At 63.7% G+C, this 22208-nt stretch carries 20 protein-coding genes; all 20 read right to left on the bottom strand.

Going from position 1 to position 22208, the window contains the following annotated elements:
- Positions 1–52 precede the first annotated feature (52 nt).
- The 20 genes from B9A23_RS05730 to B9A23_RS05635 all read right to left on the bottom strand — a co-directional run bounded on the left by B9A23_RS05730 (position 53) and on the right by B9A23_RS05635 (position 22160).
- Positions 53–1258 carry an acetyltransferase domain-containing protein gene (locus tag B9A23_RS05730; protein WP_084277934.1) on the bottom strand — a complete coding sequence of 402 codons (1206 nt, stop codon included), beginning with the start codon at positions 1256–1258 and terminating at the stop codon, positions 53–55.
- 111 nt (positions 1259–1369) lie between these two features.
- Entirely contained in the window at positions 1370–1753 is a 384-nt protein-coding gene (locus B9A23_RS05725; protein WP_084277861.1) for a hypothetical protein, read from the bottom strand.
- A 23-nt stretch (positions 1754–1776) separates the two neighbouring features.
- The gene (locus B9A23_RS05720; protein WP_084277860.1) at positions 1777–2529 is read right to left on the bottom strand and encodes a DUF4198 domain-containing protein; all 753 of its coding nucleotides are present in this window, start codon (positions 2527–2529) and stop codon (positions 1777–1779) included.
- 169 nt (positions 2530–2698) lie between these two features.
- Complete coding sequence (locus B9A23_RS05715) at positions 2699–3778, bottom strand: tartrate dehydrogenase (protein ID WP_139797335.1); 1080 nt, start codon at positions 3776–3778, stop codon at positions 2699–2701.
- A 20-nt stretch (positions 3779–3798) separates the two neighbouring features.
- The gene (locus B9A23_RS05710) at positions 3799–5253 is read right to left on the bottom strand and encodes an NAD-dependent succinate-semialdehyde dehydrogenase (protein WP_084277859.1); all 1455 of its coding nucleotides are present in this window, start codon (positions 5251–5253) and stop codon (positions 3799–3801) included.
- A 1-nt stretch (position 5254) separates the two neighbouring features.
- Entirely contained in the window at positions 5255–6112 is an 858-nt protein-coding gene (locus tag B9A23_RS05705) for a GNAT family N-acetyltransferase (protein ID WP_084277858.1), read from the bottom strand.
- Positions 6113–6255: 143 nt separating this feature from the next.
- Positions 6256–7581, bottom strand: a complete 1326-nt coding sequence (locus B9A23_RS05700; protein ID WP_084277857.1) for an NAD(P)/FAD-dependent oxidoreductase — start codon at positions 7579–7581, stop codon at positions 6256–6258.
- 28 nt (positions 7582–7609) lie between these two features.
- A complete protein-coding gene (locus B9A23_RS05695) occupies positions 7610–9070 on the bottom strand; it encodes an aldehyde dehydrogenase family protein (protein WP_084277856.1) in 1461 nt (486 codons plus the stop codon).
- On the bottom strand, positions 9067–10347 hold the full coding sequence (locus B9A23_RS05690; RefSeq protein WP_084277855.1) for an NAD(P)/FAD-dependent oxidoreductase: 1281 nt from the start codon (positions 10345–10347) through the stop codon (positions 9067–9069). Before B9A23_RS05690 ends, B9A23_RS05695 begins: the two co-directional genes overlap by 4 nt.
- A gap of 42 nt (positions 10348–10389) precedes the next feature.
- Positions 10390–11565 (bottom strand): alanine racemase, encoded by a 1176-nt coding sequence (locus B9A23_RS05685; RefSeq protein ID WP_084277932.1) that lies wholly within the window; start codon positions 11563–11565, stop codon positions 10390–10392.
- A 25-nt stretch (positions 11566–11590) separates the two neighbouring features.
- The gene (locus B9A23_RS05680; protein WP_084277931.1) at positions 11591–12436 is read right to left on the bottom strand and encodes a GNAT family N-acetyltransferase; all 846 of its coding nucleotides are present in this window, start codon (positions 12434–12436) and stop codon (positions 11591–11593) included.
- A gap of 186 nt (positions 12437–12622) precedes the next feature.
- Positions 12623–13339 carry a cupin domain-containing protein gene (locus B9A23_RS05675; protein ID WP_084277854.1) on the bottom strand — a complete coding sequence of 239 codons (717 nt, stop codon included), beginning with the start codon at positions 13337–13339 and terminating at the stop codon, positions 12623–12625.
- Entirely contained in the window at positions 13336–14262 is a 927-nt protein-coding gene (locus B9A23_RS05670) for an ornithine cyclodeaminase family protein (RefSeq protein WP_084277930.1), read from the bottom strand. The genes B9A23_RS05675 and B9A23_RS05670 overlap by 4 nt, the downstream gene beginning before the upstream one ends.
- Positions 14263–14287: 25 nt before the next feature.
- Positions 14288–16084, bottom strand: coding sequence for an ABC transporter ATP-binding protein (locus B9A23_RS05665; RefSeq protein WP_084277853.1), 1797 nt, complete (start codon positions 16082–16084; stop codon positions 14288–14290).
- On the bottom strand, positions 16081–16902 hold the full coding sequence (locus B9A23_RS05660; RefSeq protein WP_084277852.1) for an ABC transporter permease: 822 nt from the start codon (positions 16900–16902) through the stop codon (positions 16081–16083). The genes B9A23_RS05665 and B9A23_RS05660 overlap by 4 nt, the downstream gene beginning before the upstream one ends.
- Positions 16903–16904: 2 nt before the next feature.
- Positions 16905–17885 carry an ABC transporter permease gene (locus tag B9A23_RS05655; RefSeq protein ID WP_084277851.1) on the bottom strand — a complete coding sequence of 327 codons (981 nt, stop codon included), beginning with the start codon at positions 17883–17885 and terminating at the stop codon, positions 16905–16907.
- The gene (locus tag B9A23_RS05650) at positions 17882–19399 is read right to left on the bottom strand and encodes an ABC transporter substrate-binding protein (RefSeq protein WP_084277850.1); all 1518 of its coding nucleotides are present in this window, start codon (positions 19397–19399) and stop codon (positions 17882–17884) included. Before B9A23_RS05650 ends, B9A23_RS05655 begins: the two co-directional genes overlap by 4 nt.
- The gene (locus B9A23_RS05645) at positions 19399–20073 is read right to left on the bottom strand and encodes a haloacid dehalogenase type II (protein WP_084277849.1); all 675 of its coding nucleotides are present in this window, start codon (positions 20071–20073) and stop codon (positions 19399–19401) included. Before B9A23_RS05645 ends, B9A23_RS05650 begins: the two co-directional genes overlap by 1 nt.
- A 153-nt stretch (positions 20074–20226) precedes the next feature.
- The gene (locus B9A23_RS05640) at positions 20227–21156 is read right to left on the bottom strand and encodes a 2-hydroxyacid dehydrogenase (protein WP_254895008.1); all 930 of its coding nucleotides are present in this window, start codon (positions 21154–21156) and stop codon (positions 20227–20229) included.
- Complete coding sequence (locus tag B9A23_RS05635; RefSeq protein ID WP_084277848.1) at positions 21153–22160, bottom strand: PepSY-associated TM helix domain-containing protein; 1008 nt, start codon at positions 22158–22160, stop codon at positions 21153–21155. The genes B9A23_RS05640 and B9A23_RS05635 overlap by 4 nt, the downstream gene beginning before the upstream one ends.
- Positions 22161–22208 lie beyond the last annotated feature (48 nt).

Genomic DNA, 22208 nt, shown 5'->3' with positions numbered 1-22208 from the left:
TTCTGCCGCGCGCCCCTTCAAGCACATCGTCGAGGTAAAAGCTCAGCCCTTGTTAGAAGTACTTGAGCCAGGTGATGTCCCGCCGCCTACGCTTAAGGCGGGCGTACCAAACCGTCGGCAGGTAAAGCGGCACGATCATGGCCACGAACCACAGCAGAACCCAGTTGTAGTTGTCGAACATGTAGGCGGTGCCGTTGTTCGGTCCCCAGATGGCGAGCGCGCTGTGATAGAGGATACGCAAAACGGTCAGGTGCAGGAGATAGAAGAACATCGGTGCGCCGCCGAAGATCGCCAGCTTCGCCACGAGGCCTGAGTCGTTGATCTTCTCGAACAGCACCAGCAGCAGCGCTCCTCCCCCGAGCGTCGGCAGCAGGAACAGCAGCGACGGCGGGTACTTGGTCAGCGAAATGAAGCTGATGACGGTGCGGACCGGGCTGCCTTCGACGACGAACCACGGCTTGTCGCCATAGACGTTCAGGAAGCGCAGCAGGATGAAGGCCGCGATCATGCCGAAGCCGAGCGTAAGCATCCGCCGCTGGCGAACCTGTGGCTGCACTTCTCCGGTGAACCAAGGTCCGATGCCAAAGCCCAGCAGAATGACGCCTACCCAAGCAAGAATGGGGTAAGTGGTCTTGGCCATGAAACCGAACGGCAGAGCGAAAGCGTCACGCTGATGAAGCATTGCCCAGACCGGGAACAGGGCGTCGTCCTTGGTCAGGACGATGGGGTCGAGCAGGTTGTGGAAGCACACGATGCCAAGGCCCAACGCGATCAGCACCGGCCGCGGCAGCCGCATCAGCGCGGCCAGCAGGATCATGCAGATGCCGATCGCCCAGATCACCTGCAACCAGAACGTCGGTTGCGGCACGATCCCCCAGTACAATGGCGAAAGATAGAGCAGCTCGATCGCGATCAGGAGGAAGCCCCGCTTGAGCAAGTATTCCGTCGTCTCCGCGACCGTATGGTTGACGCTGAACAGATAGACGCCAAGTCCAGTGAGTGCGACGAAGATCGGCGCACAGAAGCTGACAGCGAACCGCGCAAAACCAATCGCCGGCAGGATCGTCACCGCGTTGATCGGGTCAGTGACCGGATAGTTGACGAACCAGGTTTCGCGCAGGTGATCGAGCAACATCAGCACCATCACGAAGCCGCGAAGCGCATCGATGTTGGCAAGGCGGGCATGCGCGGTTGCCTTGACCCCCGGCGATGCCTGGCTGACGATACCTCCCGGAGGCAATGTGATACTGCTGGCCATGATCCCTGCCCTCGTTCCCTTTCCGATGCCGTTCCCGGCTTGTCGCATCAACGCCGCTGTGCGGCCAGATCCTTGTTGAAGCCGGCTGGGGTCAGCCGGCCTCTGCTATCGTCAATCGATCGCGAAGGACGCCAGCGTCTTTGCGCCGGTGTCCTTGGCCGTCAGCGCAACCACCACCTTGGAGCCGGCAGGAATTGCCAGGCCTGGCGCCGCCATGTGGTTGCCAGCCTGCGCCGCCAAGGGGGTTTCCGCCTTGGACCCTGCGGTGCTTACTGTCAGCTTGCCGTCAAAGCCTGACGCCGCCAACGGTTCGTCCTCTTCAGTGATGTAGATGTCGACGCCCTGGGGCGCGCGAACCAGTTCGACAACAGTTTCGCCGGTCATCGTCACGATGCCGCCGTGCATCGGCTTCATCGAACCGTGGGCGAAGGCTGCTGCCGGAAGGGCGGCCAGAGACAGTCCGGCCAGCGTAGAAAAAGCATACCCGAAACGCATTGCAATTCTCCCTGAGATTCTTGTCATTCCGGCTGGTGCGGCAGCACGAAGGTCAGCGAAGCGCGATGCTCCATCTGCTGGTACTTCGCCGGATTGTCGGACGTGCCGACAAGGATCCCGACGATCACGTTCAGGCCCTGATTGCGCACCGGCACCGTTGCGTAGCCCTGGGCGTCTGTCATCGTCGGCTTCTGGTCGGGATCATTGACGTAATCGTGCATGATGGCGACCTTGGCCGCCGGCTTGCCCTCGTACATCGCCCGTACACGAATGGGCTGACCCATGGCTTGCGGAATGGCAGAGCTGGCCGGGACAAGCTGGAGCTTGTGCCCGGGGATGAGGGGAATGGGCTTGGACGGAAGCTGGTTGATGTGCACGGCGTACTTGAAGTTGTGCTCGCTGACGATGGCGTCCTTGACCTCGTCCCTGCCCTTGTTGTGCCAGGTTCCGGCAGCATCCTTCGACCACACACCATAGTCCATGACGGCGGCGACCACAGCCATTGGCTCGTCGCTGTCGACCACCGGGATCGCCCCCGCCGCGCGCAGTGATGCCTTCACCGGCAACCCGTCGGCATCATAGGCATTGACGGCCGTGATCAGCGGCAAGCGCTTCACCGCGTCAAGGTCATCCGACCCGACGCCATAGATCAGCGCCAGTTGCTTGGCGCGTTGCGCAAACCATATCGCATGACCGCTCGCCGCTGTCGAAGCGAGCGCTGCGCCGACTGTTGCAAAGGCCAGAGCGGCTGAAATACAAGGAGAAATCCTGCGCACGATAGTGGCCTCCGGATTGATTGCCGGGCATTTCCGGCATGACGAGCTTATGACTCGCCCTCGGCATTTTCGCCCGAAAGGCCATGGCTGTCGACATCTTGGCCCGTCGTTTCGGGCGCCTGCGGCAGAATTGGTCGGGCTTACGGGTCAGCGCCGGTTTGCCTGCCGGTTACTGCAGCGCCTCGGCGATAGCCTTGCCGCATTCGGCGGTCCCCGCCGCGCCCTTGAGATCGCGCGTGCGCGCTGCAGTCGTTGCCAGAACCTGCTCCACCGCCTGCATGATCGCCGCTGCGGCTTCGGCCTCGCCAAGATGTTCCAGCATCATCGCCGCTGACCAGATCTGACCGACCGGATTGGCAATACCCTGGCCCGCAATGTCGGGTGCCGATCCGTGGACGGGTTCGAAAAGCGAGGGATGATTGCCCTCGGGGTTGATGTTGGCAGAAGGCGCGACGCCGATTGTCCCCGTGCAGGCAGGGCCAAGGTCCGAGAGTATGTCGCCGAAGAGATTGGAGCCAACCACCACGTCGAACCTGTCAGGGTTGAGCACGAACTGCGCGGTGAGAATGTCGATGTGGTACTTGACGTGCGTTACGTCGGGATACTGTTCGGCCATCGCTTCCACGCGCTGGTCCCAGTACGGCATGGTGATGGCAATGCCGTTCGATTTGGTCGCACTTGTCAGATGCTTGCGCTCGCGCGTCTGCGCCAGATCAAAGGCATAGCGCAGAACGCGGTCCACGCCGACACGGGTCATCACCGTATCCTGGATGACCAGTTCACGCTCGGTCCCGGGAAACATGATCCCGCCGACCGATGAATACTCACCCTCGGTGTTTTCGCGTACCACCCAGAAATCGATGTCACCCGGTTCGCGGCCGGCAAGAGGGCACGGCACTCCCGGCATCAGCCGCACGGGTCGCAAGTTCACGTACTGGTCGTATTCGCGCCGGAACTGGATGATCGAGCCCCACAGCGAGATATGGTCGGGCACGGTATCGGGCCAGCCCACTGCACCAAAGAAGATCGCGTCGGGCCGACCGATCTCTTCCTTCCAGTTGTCGGGCATCATCTTGCCATGACGTGCGTAGTAGTCGCAGGAGGAGAACTCGTGCCACTTCTGCTCCAGCTCGAAGCCGTAAAGCGATGCGGCCTTCTCGAGCACGCGCATGCCTTCGGGCATGACCTCGTTGCCGATACCGTCGCCGGGGATCACCGCGATCGTGTGCTTGCGCAATTTGCTTGTCATGGCTTGGCCCCCAAACTGCTTCAGATCTTCAGGCCACCGATGTGGAAGGCCTTGGTCTCCAGGTATTCCTCAATGCCCAACGTGCCGCCTTCGCGGCCCAGGCCGGACTGCTTCACGCCCCCGAACGGGGCAATTTCCATGGCGATCGAGCCCGTGTTGAGAGCGATCATGCCGGCTTCGAGCGCCTCGGCCACGCGGAATGCGCGATCCAGGCCAGAGGTGTAGAAGTAGCTCGCAAGCCCGTATTCGGTGTCATTTGCCAGTGCGATCGCTTCATCCTCGGTCTCGAAGCGGAACAGCGGCGCGACGGGCCCGAACGTCTCCTCATGGGCCAATCGCATTTCGGTATTGGCCTCACCGATGATCACCGGGCGGGCAAAGTTGCCACCTTGCGCACCCTTGCCGGAAAACAGCACCCTGCCGCCCTTGCCCAGAGCATCCTCGATGTGCGCCGCGACCTTCTCGGTGGCCGCCCGGTTGATCAGGGGACCGGTCGTGGCGTCTGCGTCCATGCCATTGCCGACATTCAGCGCTTCCACTGCCGCGCCAAGCAGTGAGGCGAATTCGTCGTAAATGGGCGCGTGGACAAGGACGCGGTTCGCACAGACGCAGGTCTGCCCGGCGTTGCGGAACTTGCTGGCCATTGTTGCCTTCACTGCCAGATCAAGATCGGCATCGTCGAACACGATCAGCGGAGCGTTGCCGCCCAGTTCAAGGCTCAGCCGCTTGATCGTGTCCGCACTCTGCCGCATCAGCAAGGACCCCACGCGCGTCGAGCCGGTGAACGACAGCTTGCGCACCACCGGACTTGCCGTGATCGCCTCGCCGATGGCCTTGGGCATGCCCGTCACGAGGTTGATCGTGCCTTTGGGAAAACCCGCGCGTTGCGCCAGTTCAATCAGTGCCAGAGCAGTGAACGGCGTCATCTCCGAAGGCTTGATCACCACCGGGCATCCGGCCGCCAGTGCCGGCGCGCACTTGCGAGTGATCATCGCGGCGGGAAAATTCCACGGCGTGATGGCAGCGGAAACGCCAACCGGCTCTGTCAGGACGATGATGCGGCGGTCCCGCTCGGGCGAGGGAATGTTGCGCCCGCCGACGCGGCGGCCTTCTTCCGCGAACCACTTGATGAAGGTCGCGGCATAGCGGATCTCGCCCTGTGCTTCCTCAATCGTCTTGCCTTGCTCGGCAGTCATAATCCGGGCAAGGTCGTCCTGATGGGCAAGGACTAGCGCGTGCCACGCTTCTAGAAGGGCGGCACGCTCGCCGGCGGTGCGCCGCCGCCACTCGGGCCATGCAGCCTGCGCCGCAGCAATCGCAGCTTCGGTTTCGGCGGTGCCGCAATCGGGCACGGTGCCGATGACCTCGTCAGTTGCAGGGTTGGTCACCGCAAGCGCCGGGAGACCTGCGGATAGCCATGTGCCATCAACCAGGGCAGCTTGCCGCAACAGTGAGGGATCGTTCAAGTTCAGCATGTTATCCAAGCGCCTGTGCAGCAAGACCATAAATGGCGACATCTTCTCCGGGGACCGGGGCGGGGCCGTACACCATCCGGGTCACCCGTCCGGCCTCAGGCAACCCCACCTCCTCCAGCCAAGGTCCAAGACCCGTCGCCTCGGGCACATCGACGCGGCAGAAGCTGCCAGTCTGTGTGCCTAGCCAATGCGCAATCAGCGCCTTGGCTCCTATCGCGTCGGGGGCAATGACAGGGCCAATCAACCAACCCCGCCCGAACCGACGGATCACAGCAAAGCCCGTCTGCACATGCTCGCGGCACAAGACCACCGCGCTGCCATCTGCCAGCAACGCGTCGAGCAAGGCCTTCCGGTCCATGCCCGTGGCCGAGGAATAGAGCGTCTCCAGCGCGCCAGCATCGGCTGCACCCATCGGGCGGACCCGCTCGCCGGAGCGCAATTCGACAAGGGGCTGCACCGGTGCGGTGCCTTGATGCTGCAGCACCTTGCCCAGCGGGACAAAGCCCAGCTTCGAATAGAGCGGAATACCTTCGTCGGTGGCATTGACCAGCACGGTCACGCCCTCAAAGCGTGCCAACATGGCCTCTGCCATCTGGCGGCCCAGTCCCTTGCCCTGCTGCGCCACTGCCACGATGATCACGCCGAACATTGCGAAGGATTGGCCAAAGCGCCAGGCCATGATCGTCCCGCAGATCTTGCCATCTGCTTCGGCCACCATCCCGCCACCGATTGCCAGCAGCTTCTCGAGATCCTCTTCGCGGTGCGGCCACTGCTGCTCGAAGCACAGATCGGCAACGGACGGAATATCGTCTTCCGTCATGTCCCGCAGAACGATCTTCGTCACGTCCTGAACTGTCATCCGATACTCCCGCGCACATCCCTGTGTAACGCCGACCTCGCCGCCGTTGATGTTCCGGCTTTAGCGAACAATGCTCAAAAGAAGCTGCCGGTTTGCGCAGGATTTCGAAACATTATGGCGAAAACCGAAAGCGTTGCTTGAGGTCAGAACTCGGATACGGCGATCCTGCCACCGGGGTCGAAACGCGACAGCCGGTAGGGCCGTGGGTCGACGATCGGCTCGTGGCCCGAGGCAATGTCGGCGACAAGGTGCCCCGCCCCCGGCCCGATGCCGAAGCCATGGCCGCTGAAGCCGGCGGCCAGGATGAAGCCCGGAATGGCAGGTATCTCACCGATCACCGGAACGCCATCGGGCGTGCTGTCGACGAACCCGGCCCACTTGCCGACAATCGGTGCCTGCCTCACGGCAGGGATCAACTGCGATACGCGCTCGATGGTCAGCCGCATGGTCTTGGGGTCCGGCTTCGGATCGAGGATGCGACGTGCTTCCATCGGGGTCGGCCGGTCCAGTGCCCAGCGAGAAAGCGTCTCGTGGCCGGCTTGCAATCCCTGCAGGCCTCCGGGCGACACCTTCTTCCAGCGCTGCTTGAACATCGGCAGAAACTGCTTCTGAAACCGCATGAACTGCATCGTCGGGTCCACCTTGGCGCGCCCGCTGTAGGCCAGCGCGTGGGCTCCATCGCCGCGACGGGTGATCGACATCGAATTGCCATAGAAGGCGTCGGGCAGGCTCATGTGGCCCGTACCAATGGCAAGGATGGATTGGCGGACTGTCGCTTGCGGAAAACGCACGCCCAACTGGTGCATGAACGAGGATGCCCAGGCGCCACCTGCATGGATGACGAGCTTGGTGGCGATGGTGCCGCGCTCGGTTACCACGCCGCTGACAGCGCCAGCGATGGTTTCGATCCCACGTGCCGCGCAGGCCTGGTGGACCGTGCCGCCCAGCGCCATGATGGCACGCGCGACTCCTGGCACGGCAAGGCCGGGGTCGGCGATTCCATCCATCTGCGAATGCACGCCGCCCTTCCAGACCTGCTTGGTGAAGCTGCCTTTTTCGGTCGCCTGCTGGCTGTTCAGCATGCGGGTCTTCACGCCGATCGAGCGGGCATACTCGCCCCATTTCGCCCACGTTGCGATCTCGGCTTCGTCGTTGCTGACATAGAACAGGCCGCACCGACGGAACCCGGTTTCCTCACCGCTCTCGATCCCGAACTGCTCCCACAGGTCGAGCGCCTTGGTTGCCAATGGCAACTCGCGCTCGTCCCGGTTCTGCTGGCGGCACCAGCCCCAGTTGCGGCTCGATTGCTCGCCACCGACCACACCCTTTTCGATGAGCGCAACTTTCAGCCCACGCTTAGCGAGGAAATAGGCGGTAAAACTGCCGACAATGCCCGCGCCGATAACGACGACGTCAGCCTGCTTTGGCAGCTCCGGGGTGGACTCGATGAACCTCAAGGGCGCGGGCATGTCGTACTTCTCCGGTGATCTTGTGAAGTCATGCGAAACCGAGGATGGCCTTCACCTCGAGATATTCCTCGAAGCCGAAAAGGCCGTACTCGCGGCCGTTGCCGGACCGCTTGTAGCCACCGAACGGCGCGTGCCGGTCCCACGCCGGGGCGTTGATGTGGACCTGCCCGGTGCGGATGCGCAGCGCGACGCTGCGCGCCTGCTCCAGGTCGGCACCATGCACGTGGCCGCCGAGCCCATAGTCCGTGTCATTGGCGATAGCGACAGCCTCGTCGATGTCATCGTAAGGGATGATCGCCAGCACCGGCCCGAAGATTTCCTCCTGCGCGATGCGCATCGCAGTTGTGACATCCGAGAAGATCGTCGGTTTCGCGAACAGCCCGTGGTCCAGTCCTTCAGGATTGCCAAGACCGCCGCAGACCAGCCTCGCGCCCTCTTCGATGCCTACAGCGATCATCGTCTGGACCCGCCGATGCTGCGCAGCATTGGCAATCGGGCCGATTGTCGTCGCATCCTCGGTGGGATCGCCTACGACGATGTCTTCGGCCGCTTTGCGCGCAAGGGCTTCGACCTGCGCCAAGGCAGAACGCGGCACGATCATCCGTGTCGGCGCACTGCACGATTGACCGACGTTGCGAAACGCGGCCATCACGCCCAGCGGGACGACCCGCTCGAAATCGGCATCGGGCAGCAGCACGTTGGGAGATTTGCCGCCAAGCTCCTGCGTCACCCGCTTCACGGTCGGCGCTGCGCCCTGCGCAACAAGCACGCCTGCACGGTTCGATCCGGTGATCGAGATCATGTCGACGTCGGGATGGGCTGCCATCCCTGCCCCCACTTCGCTGCCAGTGCCGTTCAGTAGATTGAAGATGCCTGCGGGCGCGCCTGCGTCATGCATGACCTGCGCAAACATTATGGCGCTCAACGGCGAAAGCTCGCTGGGCTTGAGCACTACCGTGCATCCTGCGGCCAGAGCCGGTGCAACCTTCGCGGTGATCTGATAGAGCGGCCAGTTCCACGGCGTGATCAGCCCGGCAACGCCTATGGGTTCGCGTACGATGGCAGTTGTCCCGCGCATCGTCAGGAAATCATAGTCCCGCAGCACCTCGATCGCGGCCTGCACATGGGCCATCGCGAAGGGCACGTGCGATGCCCGGGCGAAGCTGATCGCAGCACCCATTTCCATCACAAGCACTTGCGCCAGCGTTTCGGCTCGTTCGGTCATCAGCGCGTGAATGCGCTCCAGCAGGGCAATGCGCTCTGCCACCGGGCTTTGCGAAAACCCGCCGAAGGCCGCGCGCGCCGCTGCCACCGCCCGGTCAAGATCCGCCTCCGTGCCCGCGGCCACTTGCGCGATGCAGGTGCCGTTGGCCGGATTGATCACCGGCAGCCTTTCGGCGCCTGGCAGGTCGATCCATTCGCCGCCGATATAGGCCTTGCCTGTCAGCGGCAGCACTGCCTGCAGTGCGTCCTGTGCTGGATCGCTCATCCAACCATATCCTTGTACCGGTAATATGCGCCGACGAACGGCAGGAACCACGGCGTGCCGAAGTAGCCGGGGATCGCAGGCCAGTCGAAGTCGCGCCACGGGTTCGCCTCGGCCTTGCCGTCCAGCACGTCGGCCATGATCTTGCCCATGTATGTCGCCATGTGCGTGCCGTGGCCGCTGTAGCCCATCGAATAAAACAGGCCGTCGCGTTCCCCTGCGCGGGGTAGGCGATCGCTGGTCATGTCCACCATGCCGCCCCAGCAATAGTCGATGCGCGCTTCGGCCAGTTCGGGGAAGAAGTTCGCCATTGAACGCCGCAAGATCGCGCCGCTCCTGGCGTCCGCGGCCGGATCGCTGCGACTGGAAAAGCGCGCCCGGCCGCCAAACAGGATGCGATTGTCAGGCGTCGTGCGGAAATAGCTGACGAAGTTGCGCGTATCGACTGTGTTGCGCCGAAGCGGCGTCAACCTGTCCAGCAATTCCACCGGCAGAGGTTCCGTCGCGATCAGGTAGGCTCCCACCGGCACCAGGCGGCGCCGGAACCATCCCAATGGTCCAACGCGCGACGTGCCCGTGGCCAGTAGCACCTGATTGGCGATCAGGCTGCCATGGGGCGTCGTCAGCTCGTGGCTCGTGCCAGCAACGCGACGCATCTTGATCAACGGGTTATGCTCGAAAATCGTGCCGCCACGGCGTACCACCGCTTCGGCCAGGCCCTGCCCGTACTCGCCCATGTGCATGCTGGCGCTCTTGCCGTAGAGCATGCCGCCGCAAAATATGTCCGAGCCGATCTCTGCATGCAGGTCCTGCGGCAAGACCAGGCTTGTCTCGGGATCGACGGTGCGCGCCAGCAGGTCCTGCGATCGCTTGATCTTCTCGAAATGCCCGGGCTTTGCCGCCAGCTTGAGCTTGCCGACGCGGCCGAAGTGGCAGTCGATCCCCTCGTCAGCCACGATCTGCTCGACCAGGTCAACGCCCGCGTCGAAGGCGCGGTAGAACATGTTTGCACGTTCCGACCCAAACTTCTCGACCATGCCGCCATAGTCTTGTGCAAAGCCGTTGTTGCACATGCCGCCGTTGCGCCCCGATGCCGCACCGGCCACCCGGTCCGCTTCGAGAACAACGACCTTGGCCCCCTTTTTTGCCAGCGCCAGCGCCGCCGACAGGCCGGTAAAGCCCGCTCCGATCACGGCAACGTCGGCAGTGCCGCTCGGTCCGCCCTGCGCGCCAGAGGCAAAGGGCCTGGCACTATCGAGCCAATAGGAGGTCATCTTCATGTCGTTTCTCCACCCTTGCGGGTTGCGGAAGACAAGGCGGTGTCACCAACCCCGCATGCGTGGCCAATGGCCCACGATTTCGCGACCCGCGCCATCTACCACGTTGTAGGCTTCATGCTGCGCACAGGTGGCGCAGGCGTGATTGGGCAGGATGCGCACCCGCGAACCGATCGGCAGGTCGGGCAGGCTGCCGCCACTTCCCGGGCGAACCTTGATGATGCCGTGCTCCTGGCTGGCATCTTCCACGATCACGTCGGCAAAGGGCTTGCCGTCGATGTCGCAGACCATGCCATAGCCCTGGTCGACCGGATGGCGCTGCGTCCCGCGATCGCGCGAAAGGGCCATCCAACCCCCATCGGTAAGGATCCAGCCCTTTTCCGGGCGATGGCCGATCACCGTCAGCAGCACCGACGCAGCGATATCCTCCACCGCGCACACGCCGATCCCGTGCATGACCAGGTCGAAGAAACTGAACACGCCTGCGCGCACTTCGGTCACCCCTGAGAGGTTTTGCGCGAAATGCGCGGTCGGCGTCGAACCAACGCTGACCACGGGACAGTGATGGCCGGCAGCCCGCAAGACTTCAGCCGCCGCCACCGCAGCAGCGCGCTCGCCCTCTGCCGCTTCGGGCAACCCGGCGCCTCCGCGTGCATTGTAGGATTCCCCGGCGTGGGTCAGCACGCCCGCCAGTTCCAGCCCGCCGTCTCGCACCACGTCGGCAATGGCGACAAGCGCGGGATCATCGGGCAGAACACCACCGCGATGTCCGTCGCAATCGATCTCGATCAGTACCGCCGGCATCGGACCGCCATCCGCCGCAGCTTCTGCCAGGGCATGGGCCTGCTCCGGCGTGTCGATCAGCACCGAAAGCCGCACGCCCCGGGCCACCAGCTTGCGCGCCCGCTCGATGCGATTGAAGCTCAGGCCCACGGCGTACGTGATGTCGGTAAAGCCTCCGTCGGCGAAGTATTCGGCTTCGGCAAGGGTCGAAACCGTGATCGGGCCGGTTCGTTCGGGAAACAGCCTGCGCGCCACGTCCAGCGACTTGCTCGTCTTGACATGCGGCCGGAACCCCGTGCCCAGCTTTGCGAGGTGCGCCCGTAGCCGGGCGATGTTGCGATCCACCTTGCTCACATCGAGGACAAGTGCCGGGGTCGCCACCGTATCAAGCGAAACCGGGTTTGCCGTTACGGCGTCGAGAACTGCAGTTTTCGTCATCATTATCCCGCCTGTAACAATGGCTTCAGCCCAGCGACTGGTTCGAAAGCGCCACCAGCATGGCCCCCGGTTCAGAGATCGGCGGCGCGCCCAGCGCCATGATCGGTGCCCGGTCCACCTGCGGCAGGCCGATCTCGACCAGCCACGGCGCAAGTCCGCTCGCATCCGTGACGTCGACCCGCACGAAAACGCCTTCATAGGCCGAAGCGAGCACGGCAACGATCGCCTTGGCGTCGTCGGCAGTCGCTGCGACCACAGGTCCGATCACCACCCCGCGCCCCCAACGCCGGACGCAGCCATAGCCGGAGATGACGCCGGCCCGTTCGATCACGACGGCATCTGCCACAGCAAGCAACGCGTCGAGCAGCAACCGGCGATCCATGCCCGCCGCGGCCGCGTCGACCGCGTCGATCGCAGCCCGGTCGGCGGTTGTGGCAGCGCGCACCGGCACTGAGGTATCGATGGCGGGAACCTTGTCCAGCACCGCCTGATGCTGGGTGATGAAGCCGCAACGTGCAAAGCCCAGCTTTGCATAAAGCGGTTCGCCATCCTTGGTGCTGATCAGCGTGATCCGCCGCCCTGCCGCGTCTGCCAGCAGCGCAGCCATCAGCCTGCCGCCGATTCCCCGGCGCTGCGCATCGGGAGAAACGATGATCATGCCGATGGTCGCGAAATCCTCGCCATAAGGCCACCACAGGGCAGTTCCCAGCAGCTTGCCATCAACCTCCACGGCAAAGCCGCGGCCCAGTTCCAGCGCGAATTGCCAGTCTTCCAGCCGGTAGGGCCACTTCAGCACCTCCGAAAGACCGTGAGCCTGTTCGAGATGGTCAGCCCGCAGCGCGATCACGCCGTTGCTGTCGCTTGCGACCATGGCCCCCGACATTTCCAAGGTTACTCCTCCACACCAGCGCTGGCTGAATTCAGATTACGGCGCAGTGGCCAAGGTTAAAGCGGATTTGCGCTGGCAAATTGTTCCGAAAGCCGAAAATCTTCGCCACGGTCCTGCGCTAGATGCTGCCGAGCGCGGAATAATATGCCGCACCCGCAAACTCCGTTATCAGCCAAGCGGCCGTTGCGTCGCGAAGACCTTCTTCACGTATTCCTCGCTCAACCAGGCGCAACCGTCGCCGCGCACGAACATGCACACATCGCCTTGGCTGAAAGATACGCTGCCGTTCCCATCGGTGAAGGTCACCGCCCCTGCCATCAACAGCATCAGCTCCACCTGGCGGTAGGGGATCTGGCGGCGATGATAGGGGGTGGAATCCCACGTCCCGGCACAGAATTCGGCATTGGCCGAAACGTAGTCGGAGAAACCGCGACAGGTCGGCACTTCCCCGAGCAGGTTTTCATTCGCAGGCGGGCTCGAGGGATTGAGCGGCGCATTCTTGTCGATCATGACCGGCGTGGTCCGGTTCCCCGCACGATCGGTTGGCGCCGAATAGACCACCGCCAGCAGGTCGTCCGACGCCGTCCATGAAAAGCTGCAGCCAAACGGCAGCGCACAGCAATCGTCAGCGCCCAATGCCAGCATCGCGTCCTCCGCCGCAATCTCCAGCCTGCCTTTCAGCACAAGCACGAACTCATCGGTCGGAAGGGCAGAAACCTCCCCTTTCCCACGCAGCGCAAAGGCTGAAATTGCTGCCTTTTCGTCGGCAAAGGCTGGTGCGGCACGGCCTTCAAGCCAGTCGGTCGCAGGCTTGGCTACCGGCGCATAGGCGCGAATGTCCACAACCGCACCAACTGCGGTCTGCCCAGCTTGCAAAGTCGTCATGCGTACTCTCTTTCCCATGCGGTAATCAGGCTGCGGGCGATCGTCAGGTCCTGAAGGGCGATGCCCGAGCTGTCGAACACCGTTATCTGGTCAGGCGAAGTGCGGCCCTCGGCCCGGCCCAGCAAGACATCGCCGATCGGCGTGATCCGGCTGCGATCGCCGGTAAAGTGCTGCAGATCGCCCATCACCACCGCTTGCGCCGGATGGTCGCAGAACAGCGCAGCGCGGTCGAACAGCGCCGGCGGCATTTCCTGCTTGCCCGCCGCGTCCGATCCCATGCTGGCAACGTGCGCACCGGGGCGGACCCAATCCGCTTCGAACAGCGCCGCACGCGCCGGTGTCGCCGTCACGATGATGTCGGCCCGTTCGCAAGCTTCCTTCGCGTCGGCCTGAGCGGCTTCAAGCCCTTCGGCCTGCAGCGCCTCGACGAAGCTGCGCCCCTTCGCCTCGTCCCGTGCCACGACCAGGATTCGCTTGATCGGGCGGATGCGCGAAATGGCAAGGCATTCGAACAAGGCCTGGTTGCCTGCACCGAACACCGCCAGCACCGAAGCGTCAGGCCGCGCCAGCACGTCAGCGGCAACCGCGTCGGCGGCGGCCGTGCGATAGGCATTGACCTTGCCTGCCTCGATCACCCACTCGACCCGGCCGATGCGCTGATCGAACAGCAGGATCACGGAGTTGTGCCGGGGCAGTCCCAAGTCGGGATTGTCTGGCCAGAACGAGCCGACCTTCAGCCCGGCGAAACTCCCGGTCGAAGCTGACTTGATCGAAAAGCGGTTGGTCGGCGCAGTGCCATGCGCCAGTACCGCCGGGAACAGCACGGCATCCTCGACCACTGCGCACAGCGCCTCACGCGCGGCGGCAAAGGCCATCTCGTGATTGACGAGCGCTGCAGATTCTTCTTCGGAGATGAACTTCACATCGTGTTCCTGTTGGGTCGGATGGTCAGTGGGCCAGCTCGGATTCGGTCCGGTGGCACAGCACGGCGTTGCCCGCATCCATCAGGCGCAGCGGCGGCGGGCTGGTATCGCAGCGGCCCGCGATCGCCACCGGGCAGCGCGGCAGGAACCGGCAAAGTCCTGCATCGTCCGTAACTGCGCCCAACTGCGGCGTGGCCTTCGGCCCCACGCCGGAAAGCCAGTCGGTGCGCAGTTCAGGAACCGAAGAAATGAGCAGGTCGGTATAGGGGTGATAGGGCGGTGCGTTGTAGGTCCCGCTCTGCCCGCTTTCCACGCGCGTGCCCTTGTAGAGCACCACGATCTCGTCACACAGCGCCTTCACCGTCGCGATGTCGTGGCTGATGAACAAGTAGGCAACGCCCAGATCGCGCCGCAATTCGGCCAGCAGATCGAGGATCGCCTCGCGCACCACCGTGTCCAGCGCCGAGGTCACCTCGTCGCACAGGATCACATCAGGATTGGCGGCCAGCGCACGGGCAAGGTTCACGCGCTGCTTCTGCCCGCCCGAAAGTTCATCGCAGCGTCGCCCCGCCACCGCAGATGGCAGGCGGATCAGGTCAAGAAGTTCGGCCACGCGGGCGGTGGCTGCCCTGCCGCTCATGCCATGATAGAAGCGCAGGACCCGCCCCAGGATATCGCCGACGCTATGGGCCGGATTCAGCGCCACGTCGGCATTTTGGAACACGATCTGGATGCGTCGCAATTCCTCGCGGCCGCGTTCGCTAAGCGATGCCGCCAGCGTCTGACCATCCAGCACAACCTCCCCCGCAGTGGGGGCCAGCAGACCAGCCACGACGCGCGCAACGGTCGATTTGCCCGAACCGGATTCCCCGATGACTCCGACAGCACCCCCGCGCGGTACGGTCAGGCTGACGTCGCTCAACACGGGATGCGCTGGCCGTCCCTGCCGGTCGATCGACCCGTATCCTGCATGGATCCCGCTGATCGAAAGCAGCGGTGCGGGTTTGACGGCAACCGGGACCACTGTCTTCAGCACCGGCTGTGCGGCGGCCAGAAGCGTGCGCGTATAATCGTCTGCGGGCGCTTCAAGCACCGCTCGCACGGCATTCTGTTCGCGCACGGTGCCGCGATTGAGCACAAGCACCTGGTCCGCCATCTGCGCGACCACTGCCAGGTCGTGCGAAACGTAGACCCCGGTCGCGCCCTGTTCGCGCACCACCTTGCGGAAGGCCTGCAGCACTTCCACCTGCGTCGTCACGTCCAGCGCCGTGGTCGGCTCGTCGAAGATCACCAGGTCTGGCCGCGTGATCAGCGCCATCGCCGCCATGAGCCGTTGCAACTGCCCGCCCGAAAGCTCGTGCGGGTAACGGCTGCCGATGGTCTGCGGATTGGGGAGCGCAAGAGCCGCGAACAGCTCGACCGCACGCGCCCGTGCCTGGGCATCCGTTGCCGTGCCGTGGATCAGCGCAGGCTCGATCACCTGCTCGATCACCCGTCGCGACGGATTGAACGCGGCAGCAGCGCTCTGCGCCACGTAGGTGATGCGGTGGCCGCGCTGCGCTGCCAGGCCCTTGTCGCCAGCGCCATCAAGCGTGGCCTCGCCAACAGTGATCTGGCCCGAAATCCTTGCCCCGCCCCTGGCATAGCCCATCAGCGACAATGCAATCGTGGTCTTGCCTGAACCCGATTCCCCGATCAGCGCCAGCACCTCGCTACGCGGAATGGCAAAGGAGACGTTATCGACAATGCGCAAGGGCGATCCATCGGGCGCCCGCACCGTCACGCACAGGCCGCGCACGTCGACATGGGGAGTCATGGTCATTCGGCCTTCCCCTGCGTGGCGGCATCGATCAGCAGGTTCACGCCCACTGTCAGGCTCGCAATCGCGGCAGCCGGCGCAATGATCGCCAGCGCGCCCTCGGCGAGCCCGGAGGTATTCTCGCGCACGAGCGATCCCAGATCGGCATCCGGTGGCTGCAGGCCAAGGCCAAGGAAGCTGAGCCCCGAGAGCAGCAGCACGATGAACACGAAGCGCAGGCCGATATCGGCAAACAGCGGCTTGAGAATGTTCGGCAGAATCTCCACCACTGCAAGGTGCAGCCGCCCCTCGCCCCGCGCCCGCGCCACTTCCACGTAATCCAGCTTCGCCAAGCCCACCGCCAGCGAACGGGCAATGCGGAAATTGCCGGGTATGTAGGTAATGGCAATGATCAGCGTCAGCAGCGCCATCGACGAACCGAACGCTGCCACCAGCACCAGTGCGAAGATCTTGCTGGGGATCGAGATCAGCGTATCCATTGCGCGCGACAGCAGTTCATCGAGCCAACGCGGGCCAACGGCTGCCGTCAGCGCCAGCCCCGTGCCGATGCTGGCCGCGATTGTCACCGCGATGGCCGAAAGTCCTACCGTGAACCGCGCGCCCGAAACGAGACGACTCAGCACGTCACGTCCCAGAAAATCGCTCCCCAACCAATACGCCCGGCTTGACCCGGCAAACACTTCCTCGTTCACGAAGGAGCCTGGCGGATAGGGCGCGATCCACGGCCCGATCACCGCAATGACGATCCAGAACAGGACAAGCGCAAGACCGATCTTGCCCGGCAGCGGCAAGCGTGTGGCGCGGCGGATGAGATTGGCCATTGTCATCCTTGTCGCAGGCGGGGGTTGGCAAGGATGGCAACGGTGTCGGCGATCAGCACCAGCAGCAGGTAGGCGGCACAGAAGATCATCGCGCAGGCCTGCAGCAGCGGCATGTCGCGCGAGGTTACCGCATTTACCATCAGGCTCGCCAGCCCCGGATAGCTGAAGATCGTCTCGACGATGATCGCCCCGCCGAACAGGTATGACAGGCTCAGCGCCATCGCATTTGCGATCGGGCCAACGGCATTGGGCAGAACATGGCGCACGATCAGGCGGGCTTGCGAAACGCCCTTGAGCCGGGCCATTTCCACATAGGGCCGGTCCAGTTCGGCAATGATCGCGGCACGGATCATGCGGCTCAGTTGCGCAATCACGCCCACGCCCAGCACCATCACCGGCAAGGCATAGGCGCGCAGGAATTCGCCCAGCGTCGGGTCCTGCGGCACGATCGTGATCGAGGGCAGCCACAGCAGCTTGACCGAAAACACCATCACCGCGATCGTCGCGACGAGGAATTCCGGCAATGCCACCATCGCCAGCGTCATGATGTTGAGCGAGCGGTCCGTCGCCCGCCCCCGCGTGACGGCCGACCAGATGCCGACCAGAAAGGCAAACGGCACCGCAAAAACGGTCGTCAGCCCCGCCAGCGTCAGCGTATTGGGCAGCCGCTCCGAAATGATGTCGGCGACCGGCTTGTTGGCCACGATCGAATTGCCGGGATCACCTGCAGCGATGGCTGCGAGCCATTCGAAATAGCGAACCGCCGCTGGGCGATCGAGCCCCATCTCGTGGCGCAGCGCCGCCACCTGCTCGGGGGTTGCACCCTGCCCCAGCACTTCCTGCGCGGCGTCACCCGGCAGCAACCCGCTAATCGTGAAGACCACTGCCGAAACCAGCAGCAGCGTGATCAGGGCAAGCCCGATGCGCTTGCCCACCAGCCTGATTGGCCCGCGCCATGCAGATACTGAGGGTGCACCGCTCATGCTTCAAGCCAAACGTTTTCGCCGAAGGTATAGCCCATGAGGCCGCCGAACGGGATCGGCTCCAGCCCGCGGATGCGCCGGTCGTACCCGTCGAGCAGGCTGATGAACACCGGAATGCCCAAACCTCCGGTGCGGTGGATCATCCACTGCATCTCGCCATAGATTGCCTTGCGCAGAACCGGGTCGCGCGATTGCCGCGCCTCGATCAGGAGCTTGTCGAACCGCGGGCTGTTCCAGCCCGCCTCATTTTCCGTCGCACCCGACTTGAAGAACAGGCTGAACATCATGTCCGTAGTCGGACGCTGGTTGATGTTACCGAATGTCAGCGGATGCTTCATCCAGTGGGTCGACCAGTACCCGTCGCTTGGTACCCGGTTGATCGCAAGGTTCAGCCCGATCTGCGCGGCATGTTCCTGCAGGATCGAACCCATGTCGACCGACTGTGTCGCCGCCGGAGAGACATAGACGGGGAGCCGCGTGCCGAGCAGTCCCGAGCGCTTGAGCAGGAACTTGGCCATGTGCGGATCGAACGAGCGCTGCGGGATCTCGGCATTGAAGTTGGGGTCGAGCGGCGAGATCGGCTGATCGTTGGCCACCGTCGCAAAGCCCCGGAACAGCGCGCGCTTGATCAGGTTGCGGTCCATCAGGTGCTTCATCGCCAGGATGAAATCGGGATGGCCGGTCACCGGATTGTCCTGCCGCATTACCAGATCGGTGTAGAGGCCGGACTTGGTCTCCATCACCAGATGCGATGACGATGCCCGCACCCGCTTGACCGAGCCGGGGCTGACCGCGATGCACATCTGCACATCGCCCGAAAGCAGCGCGTTGACGCGCGAAAGCTCGTCCGGGATTGCAATCACCTCGATCTCGTCGAGATAGGGCTGACCCGGCTTCCAGTAATTGGGGTTGCGCTGCACGATCGTGCGGATGCCCGGCGCAAAGGCCTTGAGCATGAACGGTCCTGTGCCATTGGCCTTGCTGAATTCACGCCGTCCGTTCTCGACGATCACGAACTGCGGCTGCGCCAGGATGATCGGCAGATCGGGGTTCGGCCCGGTCAGCCGCAGTTCCACCTCGTGCGCGTTCACGCGGCGCGCGCTGGCAAACTGCTCGGCCACGGCCTTGACCTTCGATCCAACCGCCGGATCTCGATGGCGCAGGAGCGAATGGACGACATCGCTTGCGTCGAGCGATTTGCCGTTGTGGAACTGCACGCCGCGCCGCAGTCGGATCGTCCACACCACGTTGTCAGTTGACTCGACGGATTCAGCTAGCCCGGGCTTCACCGCCAGCCCGCGGTCGTATTGCATAAGCCCGCTGTAGAGCAGGAACATGCGCATGAAATCGCTTGAGTTTCCGGCGCGCGCCGGGTCGAGCGTGTCCGAAGTCGACGCCACGATCCCGGCCACGCGGATGCGTCCCCCCCTGCGCGGCTTGCCGATCAGCCGTTCGGCAGGGGCAAGCGCCACCCCCGCCGCAAGGCTGCCCAGCAGGAGGCGGCGCGATAGCATCAGAGGCCGACGACCGCCGGAAGCGCGCCGATGTGCGGGATTTCGACATCGCGGTAGTTGCCGTTGGAAGGCTCGTGCCCGCGGCCGACGAACACCCGGCAGCCAAAGCCGAGGTCGGTTGCGGTGTTCTGGTCATACCGGAAGCTGGACGAGACGTGCATGCCGACCTCGGGCCCCATGCCAAGCTGGTCGAACATGTATTCGAACGCCTGCATGCGCGGCTTGTATGCCTGCGCGCTCTCGGCCGTGTACACCTTGTAGAAGGTTGCGCCGAGCTTCTCGACGTTCGACATGATCTGGCTGTTCATCGCGTTGGACAGGATTACCAGCGGGATCTTGTCGCATATCCTGGAAAGGCCGCCGGGCACGTCGTCGTGCGGACCCCATGTCGGCACCGCCTCGTACACTGCGTTCGCCTCGTCCTCGCGGAATTCCACGCCCCACTTCTTCGAGCAGCGCTCCAGCGAATTGGCGATTACTTCGCGGTAGGGCTTCCACGGGCCTAGCACCTCGTCAAAACGGTAGGCGCTCCAATCCTTGCAGAACTCGGGCAGCGCTTCTGCGGCGATCCGGTCGGCATAGAATGCCGTCGCCATCTCGGTCATGCGAAAGCGGGTCAGCGTGCCGTAGCAGTCGAAGCTGATGAACTTGGGCTTGAAAACGGCTGTGCTCATGATCTGAACTCGTTCCCTGTTACTGACCCGCATGCAGGCCCTGTGACGTGGAAAGATGACCACCGTTCGAGCGGAACTTGCACCTGTTCGACACGGCTTGGCAAGCGGGTTGAAACCGTTCTGACCGAGCTTTGCAGCATGTCGTGCCGCACCTCAGTAACCCCGCTTTCGGTCGACTTCGCCCAGCAGCGCTTCGCCCGCCAGCAACCTTTCGAGATTGTCTGCAAGGACATTGCCAGCCGTATCGTGCCGCGTCTCTGCAGCCACATGGGGGGTCAGGAAAATCGCAGGATGACGATAGAATGGATGACCCTCGGGCAGCGGCTCGGGGTTTGTCACGTCAAGCATCGCAGCGCGCAACCGCCCCGCATCCAACGCTTCGATCAGGTCGTCGGCAACCAGGTGTCCGCCACGCCCGGCGTTGATCACGGCGCTCCCTGCCGGCATTTTCGCGAAGTTTGCGCGGCACAGGATTCCGCGCGTTTCGTCGGTCAGCGGCAGCAGGCACACGAGGATGTCGCTTTGCGCCAGAAAGGCATCGAGCGTGCTCGTCCCGGCAAAGCAGGTCACGCCCTCGATTTCGCGCCCAGACCGGCTCCACCCCGAAAGCGGAAAGCCCAGTGGCCTAAGCACATCCAGCGCGGCGCGCCCCAGCTCGCCCAGCCCCATCACCCCGATGCGGCTCTGCGAAGCCAACCGGGTATGCCGGTAAGACCAGCGTCCGGCGCGCTGTTCCGAAATGAAGAACGGCAAGTCGCGGTGCAGCGCCAGGCAGGCCAGGGCAACATATTCGGCCATGCCGGTGATTATGCCCTGTTCCACCATTCGCACCACCCGAACATGCGGGGGGAGAGCATTGATCGGCAACTGGTCTATCCCGGCGCCGACGCTGAACAGTATTTCCAGATTTGGGAATTGCCCGAAAAATTCGGCAGGCGCATTCCATGCTGCAATATAGCGCACCTCTTGCGGATCGACTTCGTCATGCCCCCAACGCAGTAACGGCATCTGCGGCACCCGCGCCGCCACGATATCGCGCCATACCAGCCCCCGCTCTTCGAGGCCGTGATAAAGCAATGTCACTTGCGCAATTTCCTTTGCTGCCACCACATCATGGGGCCGGTAATCGAAAGCGCTGCCAGCGCCAACGCCTCGAGAATCAACACGATCATGCCTGCGACGCCCGCGCTTTGCCCGGTATGAAGGGGCATGACCGTCATCCACAGCGCCGTGCTCTGCGCTGCCGGCACGATCTTGAGCACTTTGGCGTCGGACAATCTTACCTGCACGGCGTGCACTGCCAGGGGCCTGACCTCTGGCGCCAGAAGGTTGACGTCGATGCGGTCGGCCGGTGGAAAACGGATGTCGCGGATCGCCGCGTCAGGATAGGTGCGCTGCGCAGCCGCCACGGCACGGTCGATCTGTGCCGGGCTCGCCGCGTATGCATTTGCCGGCGCAGCGGTTGCCGGGATCAGGTCGGGCACCGCCAGCAGGATTCCGGTGAAAGCGCTGAACAGTACCATCAGCGAAACGACCACGCCTGTGCTGCGATGCCAATGCCGCAGTTTGATCCGCGCGGGCATCCGGCTGTTGACTGACAGCGACTTGCGCCAGCGCCCTTTCGGCGGCAACCAGAAGGCAAGGCCGGTCCCGGCAAGAACCAGCAGTGCCAGACCGTTAAGCGCCACCACGGCAAGCCCGGTCGTGCCCCAGATCAGTCGATAGTGCCACTCCAGCGCGCTCTCGATCGGAAAGTCCGCGATTCCGCCCTGCCGGAGCACAACGCCAGACGTCGGTTCGATTGCAGCATAACGGGCCGTCCCGTCTGCCGCAGCCAGATGCGCCATTGCCGGAGCACCCGGATGGGAAGCCGGATAAAGCCGCATCACCCGAAAGCCGGTTGCGACAGCCGCAGCAACCAGCGCCGAAGGATGGAGCGGCGGTCCATCTGACGCCTGTGGGCCGATCACACGGCCCAGCGGTTCCTTCAGCAGCAGCACCGCGCCGGTCAGCACCTGCAGCAGGAGCAGCGGCGCAAACAGCAACGCCAGGCGCCGATGCCATGTCAGAAAAGCGCTACGCCGCATCAAGCCTGCTCAAAGGGAGTCAGGCTGCCGGAGCGGTGACCCCGGCAG

The organism is Novosphingobium sp. B1 (assembly GCF_900176395.1).
Classification (GTDB): domain Bacteria; phylum Pseudomonadota; class Alphaproteobacteria; order Sphingomonadales; family Sphingomonadaceae; genus Novosphingobium.
This window is presented reverse-complemented; position numbering and strand designations above follow the sequence as displayed.

Bases quoted from the DNA above. Each gene is read 5' to 3' on its own strand.
- B9A23_RS05730 (WP_084277934.1), bottom strand. From the start codon at position 1,258: ATGGCCAGCAGTATCACATTGCCTCCGGGAGGTATCGTCAGCCAGGCA.
- B9A23_RS05665 (WP_084277853.1), bottom strand. From the start codon at position 16,084: ATGACCATGACTCCCCATGTCGACGTGCGCGGCCTGTGCGTGACGGTG.
- B9A23_RS05645 (WP_084277849.1), bottom strand. From the start codon at position 20,073: ATGAGCACAGCCGTTTTCAAGCCCAAGTTCATCAGCTTCGACTGCTAC.
- B9A23_RS05685 (WP_084277932.1), bottom strand. From the start codon at position 11,565: ATGACGAAAACTGCAGTTCTCGACGCCGTAACGGCAAACCCGGTTTCG.
- B9A23_RS05710 (WP_084277859.1), bottom strand. From the start codon at position 5,253: ATGCTGAACTTGAACGATCCCTCACTGTTGCGGCAAGCTGCCCTGGTT.
- B9A23_RS05680 (WP_084277931.1), bottom strand. From the start codon at position 12,436: ATGGTCGCAAGCGACAGCAACGGCGTGATCGCGCTGCGGGCTGACCAT.
- B9A23_RS05660 (WP_084277852.1), bottom strand. From the start codon at position 16,902: ATGGCCAATCTCATCCGCCGCGCCACACGCTTGCCGCTGCCGGGCAAG.
- B9A23_RS05725 (WP_084277861.1), bottom strand. From the start codon at position 1,753: ATGCGTTTCGGGTATGCTTTTTCTACGCTGGCCGGACTGTCTCTGGCC.
- B9A23_RS05695 (WP_084277856.1), bottom strand. From the start codon at position 9,070: ATGAGCGATCCAGCACAGGACGCACTGCAGGCAGTGCTGCCGCTGACA.
- B9A23_RS05675 (WP_084277854.1), bottom strand. From the start codon at position 13,339: ATGACGACTTTGCAAGCTGGGCAGACCGCAGTTGGTGCGGTTGTGGAC.
- B9A23_RS05635 (WP_084277848.1), bottom strand. From the start codon at position 22,160: ATGCGGCGTAGCGCTTTTCTGACATGGCATCGGCGCCTGGCGTTGCTG.
- B9A23_RS05715 (WP_139797335.1), bottom strand. From the start codon at position 3,778: ATGACAAGCAAATTGCGCAAGCACACGATCGCGGTGATCCCCGGCGAC.
- B9A23_RS05650 (WP_084277850.1), bottom strand. From the start codon at position 19,399: ATGCTATCGCGCCGCCTCCTGCTGGGCAGCCTTGCGGCGGGGGTGGCG.
- B9A23_RS05705 (WP_084277858.1), bottom strand. From the start codon at position 6,112: ATGACAGTTCAGGACGTGACGAAGATCGTTCTGCGGGACATGACGGAA.
- B9A23_RS05690 (WP_084277855.1), bottom strand. From the start codon at position 10,347: ATGAAGATGACCTCCTATTGGCTCGATAGTGCCAGGCCCTTTGCCTCT.
- B9A23_RS05700 (WP_084277857.1), bottom strand. From the start codon at position 7,581: ATGCCCGCGCCCTTGAGGTTCATCGAGTCCACCCCGGAGCTGCCAAAG.
- B9A23_RS05655 (WP_084277851.1), bottom strand. From the start codon at position 17,885: ATGAGCGGTGCACCCTCAGTATCTGCATGGCGCGGGCCAATCAGGCTG.